Source organism: Streptomyces sp. NPDC047117 (assembly GCF_040643545.1).
Taxonomy (GTDB): Bacteria; Actinomycetota; Actinomycetes; order Streptomycetales; family Streptomycetaceae; genus Streptomyces.
Window position 1 is genome coordinate 96,213 of the sequence record NZ_JBEYUN010000025.1, and the last position, 18,018, is coordinate 114,230.

Consider the following 18,018-nt stretch of genomic DNA (forward strand, 5'->3'; position numbering starts at 1 on the left):
GCGCGCGGGTCGCTCGGGCGTCCGATACGTTGAGGTACGTGAGCAACAAGGTCAAGAACCACGCCCTGCGCGCCGGAACGATCACCGCCGGTACCGCGCTGCTGCTGCTGATGTCGTCCCCTGCTTTCGCGCTCACCCGCGACGACGGTGACGACCCGGGTCCGGGCCTGAGCGTCGTCGAGACGCTCGGTCTCTACGTCGTGACGCCCATCGTCCTCTTCCTGGTCATCGCCGGCCTGGTCATGCTGGGCGACAAGTCCCGCAAGGCCAAGAAGAGCTGACACCCGGCCTCCAGGCTCACCGGGCACCACGTACTGCACGGCGCCGAACGGTTCGCATGAACCGTTCGGCGCTTTTTGTCATGCCATGAGCCCCTTTTGTCCAGAATTCGCCACCCGATCGGAACGGCGGGTTCTCTTGACGTGGTCCTAACCTACGATGCCGTAACCTACGGTGCCGTAAGGTTTTCCACGTCCCCAGGAGACCCCGCATGACCATCGCCCCCGCCCACCATGACGGAGAGCGCGGCCAGACCGCCTGGAGTGACGCTCAGCTCCTTTACGCGCTCGAAGAGGTCGTCGAGAAGGAGCTGAACCGGCATCTCGGCATAGCCAAGGAATGGATGCCGCACGAGTACGTGCCCTGGAGCGACGGCCGGAACTTCGACGGCGTCATGGGCGGTGAGCCCTGGGCCCCCGAGCAGTCCAAGGTCACCGACATCGGCCGTACGGCGCTGGTCGTCAACCTGCTGACCGAGGACAACCTCCCCAGCTACCACCACGAGATCGCCACCCTCTTCGGGCGGGACGGCGCGTGGGGCACCTGGGTGCACCGCTGGACGGCCGAGGAGGGCCGGCACGGCATCGTCATGCGCGACTATCTGCTGACCAGCCGCGCCGTCGACCCGGTGCAGCTGGAACGCTTCCGCATGGCGCACATGTCGGAGGGGTTCGAGTCCGACAACAACCACAGCATGCTGCACTCCGTGGCGTACGTGGCCTTCCAGGAGCTGGCCACCCGCATCTCGCACCGGAACACCGGACGGCACTCCGGCGACCCGGTCTGCGACCGGATGCTCGCCCGGATCGCCACGGACGAGAACCTGCACATGCTCTTCTACCGCAACCTCCTCTCCGCGGCGTTCGAGCTGGCCCCCGACCAGACCATGAGCGCTGTGCGCGACGTGGTGGTGAACTTCCGGATGCCCGGCCACGGCATGCCCGGCTTCGAGCGGGCCGCGGCCCGGATGGCGATCGGCGGCATCTACAACCTCCGCATCCACCACGACGACGTCATCCAGCCCGTCCTGCGCTTCCTGAAGGTCATGGAGATCGGCGGCCTGGGCCCGGTCGGTCTGCAGGCACAGGAGGAGCTGGGCCTCTTCATGGGCGGCCTCGACGACCAGGCGCGCAAGTTCGACGAGCGGCTGGCGGCCCGGGAGGCCCGCAAGGCGGCACGCAAGGGCTGAGCCCTGCCGTTCGGTGACCTTTCAGCTCTGCTGAAAAGAATCATCGAAAACATTCGATGGACCTGAGGAGTCCTGGGCTGTCACGGTGAATGCCTCCGCGCCGACGAGAGGAAGCCGTGACAGTCCTGGACCAGGGAGAAGCCGTACGCACCGGGGGCACGGCCGGCCCCGCGGGCCCCGCCGCCACCCGCACCGCCACCGCCCGCAGCACCGCCCTCACCGGCCTCGCGCTGGCGCTGACCGCCACCGTCGCGTGGTCCGGCAGCTTCGTCGCGACCCGGGCGCTGCACGACAGCGTGCCGCCCGTGCAGGCCGTCTTCTGGCGCTGGGTGATCGCGCTGCTCGCCGTGGCGCCCCTGACGCTGCGCCAGGTCTGGCGGCAGCGCGCGGTCCTCCGCCGCCACCTGCGCTTCCTGCTCCTGGCCTCGCTGCTCGGCGTCGCCCTCTACAACACCCTGGTCCATCAGGCGGGGCTGACCACGCCGGCCGGCACGATGGGCATGTTCATGGCCGCGTCGCCGACGCTGATGGTGCTCTTCGGGCGGTTCGGTCGCGGCGGCGAGCGGATCGGCGCGCGGCGCGCCGCCGGCATGCTGATCGCGACCGCGGGCGTGCTGACCCTGATCGGCAAGGGCGACCCGACGGCCCTGTTCCGGCTGGACCTGAACGCCGGCAGTCTGTGGATGCTCGCGGCCATGGCCTGCTTCGCCGGGTACAGCGCGCTGGTGCGCCACAAGCCCGCGGAGATCGCCGGCCCGGTCTTCCTGTGCGTGACCTTCGTGCTCGGCACGCTGATGCTGGCCCCCGCGTACGCCGTCAGCCTCGCGGTGCAGGGCGGCTTCACGCCCGGCGCCGACACGGTCGGACCGCTGCTCTACGTCGGGGTCGTCTCCTCCGCCGTGGCCTTCTTCGCCTGGAACAAGGCCATCTCCCTCGTCGGCGCGGCCCGCGCGGGCGCCGTCTACTACCTCCAGCCGGTCTGCGTGGCCCTGCTCGCCCACCTCCTGCTCGGCGAGCACACCGGCCCGGTGCAGATCCTCTGCATGGGTCTGATCCTCGGCGGAGTGGTGCTCGCCGCGGGCGCGCGGCGAAGAGCCGCCCGGTGACCGCATACGCTGCCCGCATGGCCGACTGGGACATCAAGAAGCTGCGGATCCTGCGCACCCTCGGCGAGCTGGGCACGGTGACCGCGACCGCCGAGGCGCTGCACATGACGCCCTCGGCGGTCTCGCAGCAGCTGACCGGGCTCGCCAAGCAGCTCGGGGTGACCCTCCTCCAGGCCCACGGCCGCCGGGTCCGGCTGACCGACGCGGCCCACCTCGTCCTCCGCCACGCCGACGCGGTCTTCGCACAGCTGGAGCGGGCGGACGCGGAGCTGCTCGGCTACCTCCAGGGCGAGGTCGGCGAGGTACAGGTCGGCGCGTTCTCCACCGCCATCCCGGCGCTGGTGGTGCCCGCCGTCGAGCGGCTGCGCAAGACCCACCCGGGCCTGGTGGTCCGGGTACGGGAGGCCGAAGCGGCCGAGGCGTACGAGCTGCTGTCGGAAGGCAGCGTGGACCTCGCGCTCTCCCTCGCGGCGCACGCGCCCACGCCCCGCGACCCCAAGTTCGCCCGGCTCTCGCTGCTCGCCGACCCGCTGGACGTGGCCCTGCCCGCCGGGCACCCGCTGGCCGCCGAGCCCGGACTGCGGCTGGCCGACCTCGCGGGCGAGCCCTGGATCTTCGGCCGGAGCGGGCCGTGGTCCGAGATCACCACCACGGTCTGCGAGAACGCCGGCTTCGTACCGGAGCAGGCGCACGCGGCGGCCGACTGGGCGGCGATCCTGTCGATGGTCGCGGCCGGGATGGGGGTGGCGCTCGTCCCGCGGATGGCGATGCGCCCGGAGCGGGGCGGCGCGGGCGTCGCCGTCCGCGTCCTCCACGCCGACCAGCCCCGCCGCCACGTGGTCGCCGCCGTCCGCCGGGGCGCGGAGGACGCCCCCGGCATGTCCCGCGCCCTGGCCGCCCTCCACCAGGCGGCGGCGGAGTTGTCGGATCAGTAGGCGGAGGCCTTGGGGGAGCGGACGGGGAGCAGACCTTTCAAGTTTGCTTCACGTCCACTGCAGAAACTTTCGATAGACCTGCCCGAACGGCTCTGCGAAGGTCGATGGTGTGAACACGCACTACGTGCGGTGAGCACACCTCACCCCCGGACGACGAAGGGCAGAGATGACCACCACCCCGGCCGCCTCCTCCACTGATCCGCACGCCAACGACGCCGCCCCGTACGGCGGTGGCGACCCCTACGCCGACTACCGCGGCGGGGACTTCGCCTTCACCTCGCTCGTCGACCTCGCCGACCGCCGCTTCGGTGCCGGTGTGATCGCCGCGAACGACGAGTTCTTCGCCGAGCGCGAGAACCTGCTGAAGCCGGACCGCGCGGTGTTCGACCCGGAGCACTTCGGGCACAAGGGCAAGATCATGGACGGCTGGGAGACCCGGCGCCGCCGCGGCGCCGACGGTGACCACCCCTTCCCGACCGACGAGGAGCACGACTGGGCGCTGATCCGCCTCGCCGTGCCCGGCGTGATCCGCGGCGTCGTCGTCGACACCGCCCACTTCCGCGGCAACTACCCGCAGCAGGTCACCGTCGAGGCCACCTCCGTACCGGGCAGCCCCAGCCCGGAGCAGCTGCTCGCCGACGACGTGAAGTGGGAGGAGATCGTCCCCCGCACGCCGGTACGCGGCCACGCCGCCAACGGCTTCGAGGTCACCGCCGAGCGCCGCTTCACGCACCTCCGCCTCAAGCAGCACCCCGACGGCGGCATAGCCCGCTTCCGGGTGTACGGCGAGGTCGTCGCCGACCCCGAGTGGCTGGAGCTGCTCGGCACCGTCGACCTGGCCTCCGTCCTGAACGGCGGCGCGGTCGAGGACGCCTCGGACCGCTTCTACTCCTCGCCCACCCAGATCATCCAGCCCGACCTGTCCCGCAAGATGGACGACGGCTGGGAGAACCGCCGCCGCCGGGTCAAGGGCACCAACGACTGGGTCCGCTTCCGCCTCGCCGCGCAGGGCGAGATCCGCGCGATCGAGATCGACACGGCGTACCTCAAGGGCAACTCCGCCGGGTGGGCGGCGCTGTACGGCTGTGACGGCACGCCGGAGGACGAGTCCTCCTGGTTCGAGATCCTGCCGAAGACGAAGCTCCAGCCGGACACCCCGCACCGGTTCGCGCTGCCGGCCGCGGTGACCGCCACCCACGTACGGCTCGACGTCTTCCCCGACGGCGGCCTCGCCCGGATGCGCGTGCACGGCAGCCTCACCGAGGACGGCCGCGCCGCGCTGCGCCGCCGGTTCGACGAACTGAACGGCTGACGGGGCGGCCTACGGCCGCGGTTCATCGACTCGTCCGGCGGACGGCTGCGGATGGCTGCGCCGACGCCGGGCGGTACCACCACACCGAGGCTGGGGGGCAGCATCCGCTCGCTGCGGACCGTCCCGCCGTCTCGGTTGCTCGCGCCCACGCGGCGGAGCCGCATATCGACACTTCCCCGCGCCCCTTAAGGGGCGCGGGGAACTGCGCGCTCAGCGCCGACGGCGCCGCAGCCGGGCACGGCGGGGGAGGGGCACCCCCAGCGTCGACTCGGCGCCGCCGTCAGGCGGCTGCGGCGTCCGCCGCCCGGGCCTTCAATGCCCGCTCGATGCCCGCCCGGGACTCCGTCACCAGGCGGCGCAGGGCGGCGCTCGGCTCGGCCGTGGCCAGCCAGGCGTCCGTGGCCTCCAGGGTTTCCGGCGCGACCTGGAGCGCGGGGTAGAGGCCCACGGCGATCTGCTGCGCCATCTCGTGGCTGCGCGCCTCCCACACGCTCTTCAGCGCGTCGAAGTACTTCCCGGTGTACGGGGCCAGCAGCTCGCGCTGGTCGGTCTGGACGAAGCCGCCGATGACGGCCTCCTGCACGGCGTTCGGCAGCTTGTCCGTCTCCACGACCGATGCCCACGCCTCGGCCTTGGCCTCCGCCGTCGGACGGGCCGCGCGGGCCGTCGCGGCGTACCGCTCGCCCGCCGAGGTCCGGTCCCGCTCCAGCTCCGCCGCGATGGCCTTCTCGTCCGCGCGGCCGGTGGCGGCCAGCCGCTGCAGCAGCGCCCAGCGCAGCTCGGTGTCGACGGCGAGGCCGGTGATCTCCTCCGTGCCGTCCAGCAGGTTCTGGAGCAGGTCCAGCTGTGCGTCCGTACGGGCCGTGGCGGCGAACGCGCGGGCCCACGCGAGCTGGTGGTCGCTGCCGGACTCGGCGGCCCGCAGCTGCTTGAGGCAGGCGTCGGTCCAGTTCGCGAGGCCGGTCTCGCGCCACTCCGGCGCGGCGTACAGCTCCAGCGCCAGCTTCACCTGCCGCTGGAGGGACTGGACCACGCCGATGTCGGACTCCTTGCCGATGTTGGCGAGGATCAGCTCCAGGTAGTCGCGGGTGGCCAGCTCGCCGTCGCGGGTCATGTCCCAGGCCGAGGCCCAGCACAGCGCGCGCGGCAGCGACTCGGAGAAGTCACCGAGGTGCGCGGTGACGGTCTTGAGGGACTCCTCGTCCAGGCGCACCTTGGCGTAGGAGAGGTCGTCCTCGTTGAGCAGGATGACGGCCGGGCGCGGGGTGTTCGCGGGGAACGGCACCTCGGTGCGCTCGCCGTCCACGTCCAGCTCGATCCGGTCGGAGCGGACCAGCCGGCCGTCCTTGAGGTCGTAGCAGCCGACGGCGATGCGGTGCGGGCGCAGGACGGGCTCGCCGGTCGCGCCCTCGGGCAGCGCGGGCGCCTCCTGCAGGATGGCGAGGGAGGTGACGTTGCCCGCCGCGTCCGTCTCGATCTCCGGGCGGAGGACGTTGATGCCGGCCGTCTGGAGCCACTTCTTCGACCAGGTCTTCAGGTCGCGCCCGGAGGTCTCCTCCAGCGCGCCGAGCAGGTCCGAGAGCCGGGTGTTCCCGTACGCGTGCGCCTTGAAGTACTGCTGCACGCCCCGGAAGAACTCGTCCATGCCGACGTACGCCACGAGCTGCTTCAGCACGCTGGCGCCCTTGGCGTACGTGATGCCGTCGAAGTTGACGAGGACGTCGTCCAGGTCGCGGATCTCGGCCATGATCGGGTGCGTCGACGGCAGCTGGTCCTGCCGGTACGCCCAGGTCTTCATGGAGTTCGCGAAGGTGGTCCAGGAGTGCGGCCACTTGCTGCCCGGGGCGTACGCCTGGCAGGCGATGGACGTGTACGTGGCGAACGACTCGTTCAGCCACAGGTCGTTCCACCACTCCATGGTCACGAGGTCGCCGAACCACATGTGGGCCAGCTCGTGCAGGATGGTCTCCGCCCGCACCTCGTACGCCGCGTCGGTCACCTTGGACCGGAAGACGTACTGGTCGCGGATGGTCACCGCGCCGGCGTTCTCCATCGCGCCGGCGTTGAACTCCGGCACGAAGAGCTGGTCGTACTTGGCGAACGGGTACGCGTAGTCGAACTTCTCCTGGAACCAGTCGAAGCCCTGCCGGGTGACCGCGAAGATCTCCTCGGCGTCCAGGAACTCGGCGAGGGAGGGCCGGCAGTAGATGCCCAGCGGGACCCGCACCCCGTCCTTCTCGTAGCTGCTGTGCACGGAGTGGTACGGGCCCACGATCAGGGCCGTGATGTAGCTGGAGATCCGCGGCGTGGGCTCGAACGCCCATACTCCCCCGGACTTCGTCTGGGGGGACCCCCAGTCCGCCGGCTCCGGGGTCGGGGAGTTGGACACCACGGTCCAGCCCTCCGGCGCCTTCACGGTGAACCGGAAGGTGGCCTTGAGGTCCGGCTGCTCGAAGGACGCGAACACCCGCCGCGCGTCCGGCACCTCGAACTGGGTGTAGAGGTAGGCCTGCTGGTCCACGGGGTCGACGAACCGGTGCAGCCCCTCACCGGTATTGGTGTAGGCGCAGTCGGCCACGACCTTCAGCTCGTTGCGCCCGGCCGGCAGCCCCGCCAGCGCGATCCGCGAGTCCTGGAAGACCGCGGCGGCGTCCAGCGCCGCTCCGTTCAGCACCACCTCGTGCACGGCAGGCGCCACCAGGTCGATGAACGAATCCGCACCGTCCTCGGCCACGTCGAAGCGCACCGTGGTCTCGGACCGGAACACGCCCCCCTCCTGCGCGCCGCTCAGATCCAGATCGATCTCGTACGCGTCCACGGTCAGCAGGCGCGCCCGCTCCTGCGCCTCTTCACGGGTCAGATTCGTGCCAGGCACGCGGTCATCTCCTCGGTGTAGATCCTTCGTATGCGACGTTTCCGTCATCCTTCCACGGTGACCTGTGCCCGGGCCTCCCGGTTCTCGGCGAGCGTCACGTCCGATTGCCGCCGGAAGCCCGGGGGCGTTGCGCGCAGGCTGGGGGCATGACCAGGTATCTGCCGCGTCCCGTCGACGCCATCGCGCTGAAGGAACTTCGTACCGCTGACGACGCCGGGAAGGCGATGCGGGCGTTCACGGCCGCCGGGGAGGGGGCGCCGGTGGACGCTGTCGAGAGTCCGTTGCGGTGCTGTCTGCGGCCCGTTCGGGCCGGGGAGCGGGTCGCGCTCGTGTCGTACGCGCCGCTGCGGCGATGGGCCGCGGAGACAGGGGCCGAGCCGGGGGCGTACAACGAGCAGGGGCCGGTGTTCGTGCACGCCGAGGAGTGCGGCGGGCCGGACCCGGATGTCACCGGTTACCCGTTCACCCGTACCGGGGCGCTGCGTGTCCTGCGGCGGTATACCGCGGCCGGGCACATCGCCGGCGGGCGGCTGCTGGAGCTGCCCGAGGACGCCGACGCGGCCCTGGACGCCGCGCTGGACGAGGCCTTCGCAGATCCGGGCACCGCGCTGGTGCACGTACGGGCGGTGGAGTACGGCTGCCTGCACTTCGAGGTGCGCAGGCCGTAGCGCGGGGGAGGGAAGGGCGCGGGGCCCGTACGGACGCGTGTCCGTACGGGCCCCGCGGTGGTGCCGGTGGGGTCAGCCCTTGAGTTCGGCTGCGACCAGTTCCGCGATCTGGACGGCGTTGAGCGCCGCGCCCTTGCGGAGGTTGTCGTTGGAGAGGAAGAGGGACAGGCCGTTGTCGACCGTCTCGTCCTGGCGGATGCGGCCGACGAAGGACGGGTCCTGGCCGGCGGCCTCCAGCGGGGTGGGCACGTCGGAGAGGGCCACGCCCGGCGCACCGCCCAGCAGCTCGGTCGCCCGCTCGGGGCTGATCGGGCGCTCGAAGCGCGCGTTGACCTGGAGGGAGTGGCCGGAGAAGACCGGGACCCGCACGCAGGTGCCGGAGACCTTCAGCTCGGGGATCTCCAGGATCTTGCGGCTCTCGTGGCGGAGCTTCTGCTCCTCGTCGGTCTCGTTCAGGCCGTCGTCCACGATCGAGCCGGCCATCGGCAGTACGTTGAACGCGATCGGGCGGACGTACTTGTCCGGCTCCGGGAACTCCACCGCGGCACCGTCGTGCGTGAGCTTCGTCGCGTCCTGCTCGATCGCCTTGCGGGCCTGCTGGTCCAGCTCGGCCACGCCGGCCAGGCCGGAGCCGGAGACCGCCTGGTAGGTGGAGACGACCAGGGCGGTCAGCCCCGCCTCGTCGTGCAGCGGGCGCAGCACGGGCATGGCGGCCATCGTGGTGCAGTTCGGGTTGGCGATGATGCCCTTGGGGCGGTCCGCGATCGCGTGCGGGTTCACCTCGGAGACCACGAGGGGGACCTCGGGGTCACGCCGCCAGGCGGAGGAGTTGTCGATCACGACCGGGCCGGCCGCCGCGACCTTCGGCGCCAGCTCCTTGGAGGTCGAGCCGCCGGCCGAGAAGAGGACGATGTCCAGGCCCGAGTAGTCGGCCGTCGCCGCGTCCTCGATGGTGATCTCGGTGTCCTGCCACGGGAGCGTACGGCCGGCGGAACGGGCCGAGGCGAACAGGCGCAGCTGCTCCACGGGGAAGTTCCGCTCGGCGAGGATCCCTCGCATCACACCGCCGACCTGGCCGGTGGCTCCGACGATTCCGATCCTCATGGCACTCCTTCTAGGGAACTGGCGACGATTTCCGAAAGGAAACCCTGCTCAGAAGTTTGTCCATCATGCGTGTGACACCCGTCGCCTTGTCCAATCCGTTTCACGGAGTGGGAGTGGGGCACGGACTTTGCCACAGAGGCAAGTAACTACTGAGTCGCTGCTGACCTCCCATAATCTCGCAGTCGAAGACAGTGCGTAGGTCACGACGAGGTGCCGGCACAGGAAACCGTACGTACCGGTACCGAACGGGGCGTCCACGCCCGCAGAAAGGCTGTTGTGACCGCCCCCGCTCCCCTCGCCGACGCCCCGGAGGCCGCTGCCCCGGAGGCCACCGCCCCCGACGCCGTACGCCCCGCCCGCACCGGGCGGACCCTGCGCTCCGCCGCCCCGCCGCGTCCCCGGCCGCTCGTCCTGCTGGCCGCGATGGCCGCGATCGGCCTCGCGCTGCTCCTGCTGGCGGGGACCGGCGCCGTCATCGAGCACCCGGTGCTCATTCCGCCGCTCGCGGCCAGCGCCGCGCTGATAGCCGGCGCGCCGGCGCTGCCGCTCGCCCAGCCGCGGAGCGTCATCGGCGGCCATCTGCTCGCGGCCGGCGTCGGCTTCCTCGTGGTGGCCGTCGCGGGGCCCGGCGTCTGGAGCGCGGTCGTGGCCGGCGCGCTGGCCTTCGGGGCGACGTCCCTGGCCCGTACCCCGCACTCGCCCGCCGTGGCCACATCCGTGATCGTCGGCTTCCAGGGCCCCGACCCGCTGCCCTTTCTCGCCCTGCTGGCCGCGGCCACCGTGATCCTCTCCGGCGTCGGCGTCTGCCTGCACCGCCCGGGCTCCCGGAAGTACCCGGCGTACTGGTGGTGACGCGCGCCCCGGCGTACCGCTGAGGCGGTGCACACCCCCGCGTCCCCCGTGCGCGGTCCGGTACCCCGTGAGGTGAACACGACGTAACGCGCGGCCACCCGGCCCGCGAGCGGTCCGTTGCGGGCCGACCACGCCCCGGCCCGCCCGTGATCCCTGTGCGGAGATCGGCGGCCGCCGTTGTGGTCATGTTCACGCGCAGTCCACCCCCGGTGCGAAACATCCCTGGTGAGGGGGCGGCCGGCCCGCCCCGACACCACCGCGTCCGCACTCGGGGAGTTCGCGCATGTCCCGCACACGGTCCGCCGCCACTCTCGACCGCCGTACCTTCCTCGCCGCCACCGGAGTGGCCGGCGCCGCCGCCGGGGCCGGACTCACCCTCGGGCTGACCGGCCGGACGGCCACCGCCGTCCCCGCCCAGGCCGGACCTCCGCCCTTCGCGCCGCAGCCGGTCGCCGCGCCCGCCGTGCCGCCCGTGCCGTTCCGCCGCGGCACCACCCTCGACTCCGTCGCCACCCCGCGCGGCACCACCGGCTACCGCCGCCTCGGCGACGGCCCCGCCTGGTCCCGCGTCGTCCGTACCGAACTCGCGTCGGCCCGCTCCGGCCGCGACGAGCGGCGGACCACGCTCGCCTCCTTCGTCCAGTTCACCGACCTGCACCTGGTCGACGTGCAGAGCCCGCTGCGGTACGAGTACCTGCGCGCGCAGACCGCGAGCGCCTGGCGGCCGCAGGAGGCGCTGTCGGTGGCCGGCCTGGTCTCGCTCATCGAGCGGGTCAACGCGCTCAAGGGCGGCCCCGCCACCGGCTCGCCGCTCGCGTTCGCCATGACCACCGGCGACAACACCGACAACAACTCCAAGATCGAACTGGACTGGTTCCTCGCCGCGATGAGCGGCGGCCGCATCATCCCCAACACCGGTGACCCGCGGCACTACGAAGGCGTCCAGGACAGCGACCTGAAGCTGTACTGGCAGCCGGACAGCGACCTGCGCGACGCCGACAAGCAGCTCGGGTTCCCGCGGCTGCCCGGCTTCCTGGACGCCGCGATCCGCACCGTGCACAGCCCCGGCCTGGACATCCCCTGGTACACCACCGTCGGCAACCACGACCAGCTGCCCGGCGGCTGCTACGCCCCCGGCGATTCGTACTGGACGGAGATCGCGACCGGCGGCCGGAAGCTGGAGACGCTGCCGGCGGACGAGGCGGAGCGGGTCTGGACGGCGGTGAAGAAGGGCCTGGACCCCACGGGCGCCGACTTCAAGGCCCTGATGAAGGCGAACCGCCGGCACACCCGGCAGGTGACGCCGGACCCGCGGCGGGCGCCCTTCACCCGCGCCGAGTACGTACGGGCCCACCTCGACCCCGCCTACACCGGCAAGGGCCCGCACGGCCACGGCTTCACCGAGGCCAACGTCCACGACGATCAGCTGTACTACAGCTTCCAGGTGTCCGACGACGTGATCGGCATCAGCCTGGACACCACCGACCCCGGCGGCCACTACACCGGCTCGGTCGGCACCGGGCAGCTGCGCTGGCTGGAGCGGCAGCTGAAGGAGCACAAGGACTCCTACGTCCTGATCTTCAGCCACCACACCAGCAAGACCATGGACAACACCCGTCCCGACCCGGCCCGTCCGGACGAGGGGCGGCACGGCGGCGACGAGCTGGTCCGGCTGCTCTCCGGCCACCGCAACGTGCTGGCCTGGATCAACGGCCACAGCCACAAGAACGACATCACCGCGCACGACGGCTTCTGGGAGGTCTCCACCGCGTCCCACATCGACTTCCCGCAGCTCGCGCGGGTGATCGAGGTGGTGGACAACCACGACGGGACGGTCTCGCTCTTCACCACCCTCGTGGAGTCGGCGGCGCCGCACCGCACGGACTTCCACGACTTCTCGCAGACCGGCCTCGCCGCCCTCTACCGGGAGCTCTCCTTCAACGCGCCGGAGGCCCGCACCGATCTCGCCGGGGAGCCGGGGGACCGCAACACCGAACTCCTCCTCAAGCGCGGCTGACCGGGCGCGGGCCCGGCGCGCGGGCCCGGAACGCGCGGGGGCGGGTCCGGCACCGGACCCGCCCCTCCCGCTTCCCGCGAGCGCCGCCGCGGAGCTACTTCGGCAGCACCGCCACGTATGCGCTCGGCTCCCGGTCGACCGCCGCCATGAGGGCGGTCCGCACCACCATCGCCTGCTGCTCGGGGGCCTCCCGCAGCTTCTTCGGCGTCACCTGCACGACCGTGATGCCCAGCCGCTCCAGCCGCTCACGGGTGCGGGTGTGCTCCGGCCACAGCGTCCGGTCGGCGTACTTCGGGGACCGCGCGTCGATCGTCAGCGCCACCGCCTGCACCGGCCAGAAGGCGTCCACGCCGCCGAGGTACGGGCCGCCCGGCAGCCGCAGGTCCACGTTCCACACCGGGTCCGGCAGCCGGTGGTCCCGCACCAGCGCGTACAGCATCCCCTCGGCGAGCGCCCTGCCCTCCGCCAGCAGGCCGTCCACCGCGTCCATCACCTGGGGCTTGCCCAGCAGCCGGGCCCGGCTCAGCTCCCGCACCACCGCGGTGGGATCGCAGTGCCCGCCGCGCACCGCCTCGCTCAGCAGCCGGCGGATGGCGGTCGGCCCGCCGACCGCCTCCAGCGCGGTCATCTCGCTCTCCCCGAACCCCGAACGGGTGGTCTGCGGGCCGGTCAGCCGGGCCACCGCGTCGGCCAGCGCTCTGGGGACCGGGGCCACCGGCAGGCCCGTGACCTCGACCGCGGGCGGCGGCGTCTGGGCCCGGACGATCCGCGCGAAGCCCGCCGAGCGCAGCCGCCGCGAGCGCGGCACCAGCACCTCGATGCGGTCCAGGGACAACAGCGGGGGAGCGGAGGAGAAGCGGTGCAGGGCGAGCGCCGCCAGCCCGGTGATCATCGCCTCGGGCTCGTGCCGGTCGGCGCCGCCCTGCGGCGGTACGGCGGGCTCTCCGTCCGGCCCCGCGGACGCCGCGGGGGTGCGCCGGGCCGCGTACAGCAGGACGGCGTGCAGCCGCTCCTCACTGGTGGGCGGGCCCGGGTGGAGCAGGTGCACCCCCGGCAGGATCTGCTGCCAGGGGCCGCCGGGCCGGCACCGCTCGGCGAGGTCGGACGGCGCGATGCCGTGCTCGCGCAACTGCCGTGCGGTCAGGACGCGGTGCCGTACATCGGAGAGGTGGTGCAACGGGCGGGGAGAGAGCGGGGTGTTGTGGTTCATGTCACCGCCCTTTCCCTCGCCCGAGCCGCCGCCTAACCGCTGTTACCGATCCGTCGACGTTTACGCACAACCGCGTCCTAAAGTACGAGCGTTCGACGGCCGATAAGTGCTGGTCCTCCCCGGGGTTACGGCCTCGCGCCGACCTTTGCGTCACAAGCCTGTGCCCGCAGCGCCCGCGCGAGATCGTCGCGGGACTCCGACACCAGGCGGCGCAGCGCGGGGGCCGCCTCCGGGTGCGCGATGAGCCAGGCGTCGGCCGCGTCCAGCGTCTCCGCGCTGCTCTGCAGCGCAGGGAAGAGGCCCCGGACGACGGCCATCCCGATCTCGATCGACCGCTCCTGCCACACCTTCTGCACGGCGTCGAAGTACCGCGGCGCGTAGGGCGCGAGCAGGGCACGCTGACCCGGCTGGTCGAAGCCCGAAATCGTGGCCTCCACCAGGGCGTTGGAGAGCACGTCGGACTCCACCACGTCCGCCCAGGCACGGGCCTTGACGTCGGCGGACGGCCGGGCCGCCAGGCAGCGGACCTGGTGCCGCTTGCCCGACGCGGTGTCGTCCCGGGCCAGTTCGGCGTCGATGCGCCGCTCGTCGGCGGCGCCGTGCGAGGCCAGCGGCTCCAGGAACGCCCAGCGCAGCTCCTGGTCGACCTCCAGGCCGTCGATCTTCGCGGTGCCTTCCAGCAGGCCGTTCAGCAGCTGGAGGTCGGACTCGGTGGAGGCGACGGAGGCGAAGAAGCGGGCCCAGGTCAGCTGGTGGCCGCTGCCGGGCTCGGCGAGCCGCAGCTCGCGGAGCGCGCCCTGGGCCAGCAGCTGCGCGCCGGCCTGCCGCCACTCGGGGGCCGCGTAGTGGTGCAGCGCGGTACGGGCCTGGGCGTGCAGGGTCTGGAGCACGCCGATGTCGGACTCCCGCCCGGCGAACCGCAGCACGATGTCGAGGTAGTCGCGGGCCGGCATCAGCCCGTCGCGGGTCAGGCCCCACAGCGCGGACCAGCACAGGGCGCGCGCCATCGGGTCGGTGATCTCGCCGAGGTGGCCGCGCAGGGTGGCCAGCGACCGCTCGTCGAAGCGGATCTTGCAGTACGTCAGGTCCTCGTCGTTCACCAGGATCAGGTCGGGGCGCTCGGCCCCCGCCAGCTCCGCCACGACCGTGCGCTGCCCGGAGACGTCCAGCTCGGCGCGGGCGTACCGGACCAGCGCGCCGTCCGCGCCGGCGCGGCGGTACAGGCCGACCGCGACCCGGTGCGGCCGCAGCTCGGGCCGGGCCGGCGTGGCCTCCTGGAGGACGGACAGTTCCGTGATGCGGTCCTGCGCGTCGTAGGTGGCCTGCGGGGTGAGCGCGTTGACGCCGGCCGTCTGCAGCCAGGAGCGGGACCAGGAAGCCAGGTCGCGGCCCGAGGTCTCCTCCAGCGCGGACAGCAGGTCGGCCAGGGTGGTGTTGCCGTACGCGTGCCGCTTGAAGTAGCGCCGCGCGCCGTCCAGGAAGGCGTCCCTGCCCACGTACGCCACCAGCTGCTTCAGGACGGACGCGCCCTTGGCGTAGGTGATCCCGTCGAAGTTGAGCTTGGCGTCCTCCAGGTCCCGGATGTCGGCGGTGATCGGGTGGGTGGAGGGCAGCTGGTCGGCGCGGTACGCCCAGGCCTTGCGGCCGTTGGCGAACGTGATCCAGCCGTCCTTGAAGCGGGTGGCCTCCGCCAGCGACAGCGCGCCCATGAAGTCCGCGAAGGACTCCTTCAGCCACAGGTCGTCCCACCACTCCATGGTGACCAGGTCGCCGAACCACATGTGCGCCATCTCGTGCAGGATGACGTTGGCCCGCCGCTCGTACGACGCCTGGGTGACCTTGCCGCGGAAGATGAACTCCTCGCGGAAGGTGACGCAGCCCGGATTCTCCATGGCGCCGATGTTGTACTCGGGGACGAACGCCTGGTCGTACTTGCCGAAGGGGTACGGGTAGTCGAAGTGGTCGTGGAAGAAGTCCAGACCCTGCTTGGTGACGGTGAAGACGTCGTCGGCGTCGAAGTGCCGGGCCAGCCCCTTGCGGCAGAGCGCGCCGAGCGGGACCTCCAGCTCGGTGCCGTCCTCGAACGTACGCCGGTAGGTGTCGGAGACGTAGTGGTACGGGCCGGCGACGACGGCGGTGATGTACGTGGAGATGGGCTGCGTACGGGCGAAGCGGTGCACGGTGCCGTCGGCGGGGCCCTCCTCGACGCCGTTGCTGAGCACGACCCAGCCCTCGGGCGCGGTCACCTCGAAGGTGAACGGGGCCTTGAGGTCGGGCTGTTCGAAGTTCGCGAAGACCCGGCGGGCGTCGGCCGGCTCGTACTGCGTGTAGAGGTAGACCTCGCCGTCCTCGGGGTCGACGAAGCGGTGCAGGCCCTCGCCGGTGCGGCTGTAGGCGCAGCGCGCGTCCACGACGAGGACGTTCTCCGCGGCCAGGTCGGGCAGAGTGATCCGGGCGCCGTCGAAGACGGTGGCGGGGTCCAGCTCACGGCCGTTCAGCGTCACCCGGGCGACCTCGGGGGCGATGAGGTCGGCGAAGGTGTCGGCGCCCGGTTCCGCGCAGCGGAAGCGGAGGGTCGTGCGGGAGCGGAACGTCCGGGAGGCGTCACCCTGCTCCACCGCGGACCGCAGGTCCAGCGCCACTTCGTACCCGTCGACGGTCAGCAACCGGGCCCGTTCGCGGGCCTCGTCTCGGGACAGGTTTTCACCGGGCACGACGCGACTCCCTCGTCTGTGTCTCGAATATCGAACACTGGGAATCATGGCACGGCACGCCGCGGTTGAACCGGCTACCGACCCGCTCGTAGAGGAGACTCTCGTGTCCGACACCGGTAAGACCCCCGCAGACTTCTGGTTCGACCCGCTGTGCCCGTGGGCCTGGCTGACCTCCCGCTGGATGCTGGAGGTGGAGAAGGTCCGGCCGGTGGAGGTCCGCTGGCACGTGATGAGCCTCGCGGTGCTGAACGAGGACAAGCTCGACGACCTGCCCGAGAAGTACCAGGAGATGATGCGGACCGAGGCGTGGGCCCCGGTGCGGGTCTGCATCGCGGCCGAGGAGAAGTACGGCAGCGAGGTACTCGCCCGGCTCTACACCGCGCTCGGCACCCGCTTCCACAACCAGGGCCTGCCGCGGAACCGCGAGACGATCCTCGCGGCGCTGGAGGACGCGGGCCTGCCCGCCGAGCTGGCGGACGCCGCCGACACCGACGCGCACGACGAGCGGCTGCGCGCCTCGCACAAGGAGGGCATCGACCTGGTCGGCCAGGAGGTCGGCACCCCGGTCATCGCCGTTCCCGGCCCGGAGAGCAGCGTGAGCGAAGCGAACTCTTCTGGGGGTGGAGGTCGGGCGACGGGTGGGCAGATCGCCTTCTTCGGCCCCGTCGTCACCCCGCACCCGAAGGGCGAGGAGGCCGCCAAGCTCTGGGACGGCACCCTGATGGTCGCGTCCATCCCGGGCTTCTACGAGATCAAGCGCACCAGGACGGCAGCCCCCAGCTTCGAGTGAGCCCCGCGCCGCACGTACAGAACCGCCCCCGCGAGTCAGGTCCTCGCGGGGGCGGTTCCGTTATCCGCCCGCCAAGTGAAAGGTGAGAAGACGATCACGAGGCAGGACGCGTGGGGGTACTACGGCCTCACGGGGCCAGCAGCAGGTTGTTCGCGCGCTCCTTCGCGGACGCGTACCGCTTGGCGACGTCCTGCCAGTTGACGACGCGCCACATGGCCTCGATGAAGTCGACCTTCTGGTTCTTGTACTGGAGGTAGAAGGCGTGCTCCCAGGCGTCGAAGACCAGGATCGGGACCGAGCCCTGGCCGACGTTGCCCTGGTGGTCGTAGATCTGCTCGACGATGAGGCGGCCGGTGACCGGCTCGTACGCGAGGACGCCCCAGCCGGAGCCCTGGGTGGTGGCCGACGCCTTGGTCAGCTGGGCCTTGAACTTGTCGAAGGAGCCGAAGCTCTCCGCGATGGCGTCGGCCAGCTCGCCCACGCCGTCCTTGTCCAGGGGCTCGCCGCCGCCGTCGCCGGTCATGTTGTGCCAGTAGATGCTGTGCAGGATGTGGCCGGAGAGGTGGAAGGCCAGGTTCTTCTCCAGGCCGTTGATCGAGCCCCACTGGTCCTTGTCGCGGGCCTCGGCGAGCTGCTCCAGGGTGTCGTTGGCGCCCTTCACGTAGGCCGCGTGGTGCTTGTCGTGGTGCAGCTCGATGATCTCGGGGCTGATGACGGGCGCCAGCGCCGAGTAGTCGTAGGGGAGTTCAGGAAGTGTGTAGGTCGCCATGTACGCCCAGCCTCCAAGCTGCTCAACAGCAGTAGTTGCAATCAATTTGCAAGAGCAGGCTAACAGCAGGTGCGGGGCGAACCCGGGGAAGGGGGGCGGGCCTGGGCCGAAAGACGGAGGCGGGGCGGGACTCCGGTAGGAGTCCCAGTTCGGTAGTGCACACCTCTGAACTCCAGTCCCCGCGGGGTGTATGGGGTA

General features: G+C 71.7%; 14 protein-coding genes. 9 read left to right on the forward strand and 5 right to left on the reverse strand.

Annotation, left to right across the window (positions count from 1 at the left end):
• Nucleotides 1–38: 38 nt before the first annotated feature.
• The 5 genes from ABZ840_RS33870 (at nucleotide 39) to alc (ending at nucleotide 4,821) form a co-directional block, all read left to right on the forward strand.
• The gene (locus ABZ840_RS33870; protein WP_361566599.1) at nucleotides 39–281 is read left to right on the forward strand and encodes a hypothetical protein; all 243 of its coding nucleotides are present in this window, start codon (nucleotides 39–41) and stop codon (nucleotides 279–281) included.
• Between the two features lie 209 nt (nucleotides 282–490).
• The gene (locus ABZ840_RS33875; RefSeq protein WP_361566602.1) at nucleotides 491–1,468 is read left to right on the forward strand and encodes an acyl-ACP desaturase; all 978 of its coding nucleotides are present in this window, start codon (nucleotides 491–493) and stop codon (nucleotides 1,466–1,468) included.
• Nucleotides 1,469–1,698: 230 nt separating this feature from the next.
• Nucleotides 1,699–2,574 (forward strand): DMT family transporter, encoded by an 876-nt coding sequence (locus ABZ840_RS33880; protein ID WP_361566639.1) that lies wholly within the window; start codon nucleotides 1,699–1,701, stop codon nucleotides 2,572–2,574.
• 17 nt (nucleotides 2,575–2,591) lie between these two features.
• Nucleotides 2,592–3,509 (forward strand): LysR family transcriptional regulator, encoded by a 918-nt coding sequence (locus ABZ840_RS33885; RefSeq protein WP_361566605.1) that lies wholly within the window; start codon nucleotides 2,592–2,594, stop codon nucleotides 3,507–3,509.
• 166 nt (nucleotides 3,510–3,675) lie between these two features.
• Nucleotides 3,676–4,821: an allantoicase gene (alc, locus tag ABZ840_RS33890; RefSeq protein ID WP_361566608.1), complete on the forward strand. Its 1,146-nt coding sequence runs from the start codon at nucleotides 3,676–3,678 to the stop codon at nucleotides 4,819–4,821.
• A gap of 280 nt (nucleotides 4,822–5,101) precedes the next feature.
• Here alc and pepN (ABZ840_RS33895) read toward each other — a convergent pair whose 3' ends face one another.
• The gene (gene pepN, locus ABZ840_RS33895) at nucleotides 5,102–7,696 is read right to left on the reverse strand and encodes an aminopeptidase N (RefSeq protein ID WP_361566611.1); all 2,595 of its coding nucleotides are present in this window, start codon (nucleotides 7,694–7,696) and stop codon (nucleotides 5,102–5,104) included.
• Nucleotides 7,697–7,842: 146 nt separating this feature from the next.
• Between pepN (ABZ840_RS33895) and ABZ840_RS33900 the strand changes: the two genes are divergently transcribed.
• A complete protein-coding gene (locus ABZ840_RS33900; protein ID WP_361566614.1) occupies nucleotides 7,843–8,364 on the forward strand; it encodes a DUF1203 domain-containing protein in 522 nt (173 codons plus the stop codon).
• Between the two features lie 72 nt (nucleotides 8,365–8,436).
• On the opposite strand, the gene ABZ840_RS33905 is transcribed toward ABZ840_RS33900, so the two are convergent.
• Nucleotides 8,437–9,468: an aspartate-semialdehyde dehydrogenase gene (locus tag ABZ840_RS33905; protein WP_361566616.1), complete on the reverse strand. Its 1,032-nt coding sequence runs from the start codon at nucleotides 9,466–9,468 to the stop codon at nucleotides 8,437–8,439.
• Between the two features lie 276 nt (nucleotides 9,469–9,744).
• Here ABZ840_RS33905 and ABZ840_RS33910 point away from each other — a divergent pair, with 276 nt between their 5' ends.
• Together ABZ840_RS33910 and ABZ840_RS33915 are read left to right on the forward strand one after the other, a co-directional pair.
• The gene (locus ABZ840_RS33910) at nucleotides 9,745–10,320 is read left to right on the forward strand and encodes an HPP family protein (protein WP_361566619.1); all 576 of its coding nucleotides are present in this window, start codon (nucleotides 9,745–9,747) and stop codon (nucleotides 10,318–10,320) included.
• 283 nt (nucleotides 10,321–10,603) lie between these two features.
• A complete protein-coding gene (locus tag ABZ840_RS33915) occupies nucleotides 10,604–12,337 on the forward strand; it encodes a TIGR03767 family metallophosphoesterase (protein WP_361566622.1) in 1,734 nt (577 codons plus the stop codon).
• Between the two features lie 94 nt (nucleotides 12,338–12,431).
• Here the strand turns inward: ABZ840_RS33915 and ABZ840_RS33920 are convergent, their stop codons facing one another.
• Nucleotides 12,432–13,547 (reverse strand): hypothetical protein, encoded by a 1,116-nt coding sequence (locus ABZ840_RS33920; RefSeq protein ID WP_361566624.1) that lies wholly within the window; start codon nucleotides 13,545–13,547, stop codon nucleotides 12,432–12,434.
• A gap of 125 nt (nucleotides 13,548–13,672) precedes the next feature.
• Nucleotides 13,673–16,261 carry an aminopeptidase N gene (pepN, locus tag ABZ840_RS33925; protein ID WP_361566627.1) on the reverse strand — a complete coding sequence of 863 codons (2,589 nt, stop codon included), beginning with the start codon at nucleotides 16,259–16,261 and terminating at the stop codon, nucleotides 13,673–13,675.
• A 103-nt stretch (nucleotides 16,262–16,364) separates the two neighbouring features.
• On the opposite strand from pepN (ABZ840_RS33925), the gene ABZ840_RS33930 reads away from it, so the two are divergent.
• Nucleotides 16,365–17,051, forward strand: a complete 687-nt coding sequence (locus ABZ840_RS33930) for a DsbA family protein (RefSeq protein ID WP_361566629.1) — start codon at nucleotides 16,365–16,367, stop codon at nucleotides 17,049–17,051.
• A 127-nt stretch (nucleotides 17,052–17,178) separates the two neighbouring features.
• Here ABZ840_RS33930 and ABZ840_RS33935 read toward each other — a convergent pair whose 3' ends face one another.
• Nucleotides 17,179–17,820 (reverse strand): superoxide dismutase, encoded by a 642-nt coding sequence (locus ABZ840_RS33935; RefSeq protein ID WP_361566632.1) that lies wholly within the window; start codon nucleotides 17,818–17,820, stop codon nucleotides 17,179–17,181.
• Nucleotides 17,821–18,018: the final 198 nt, after the last annotated feature.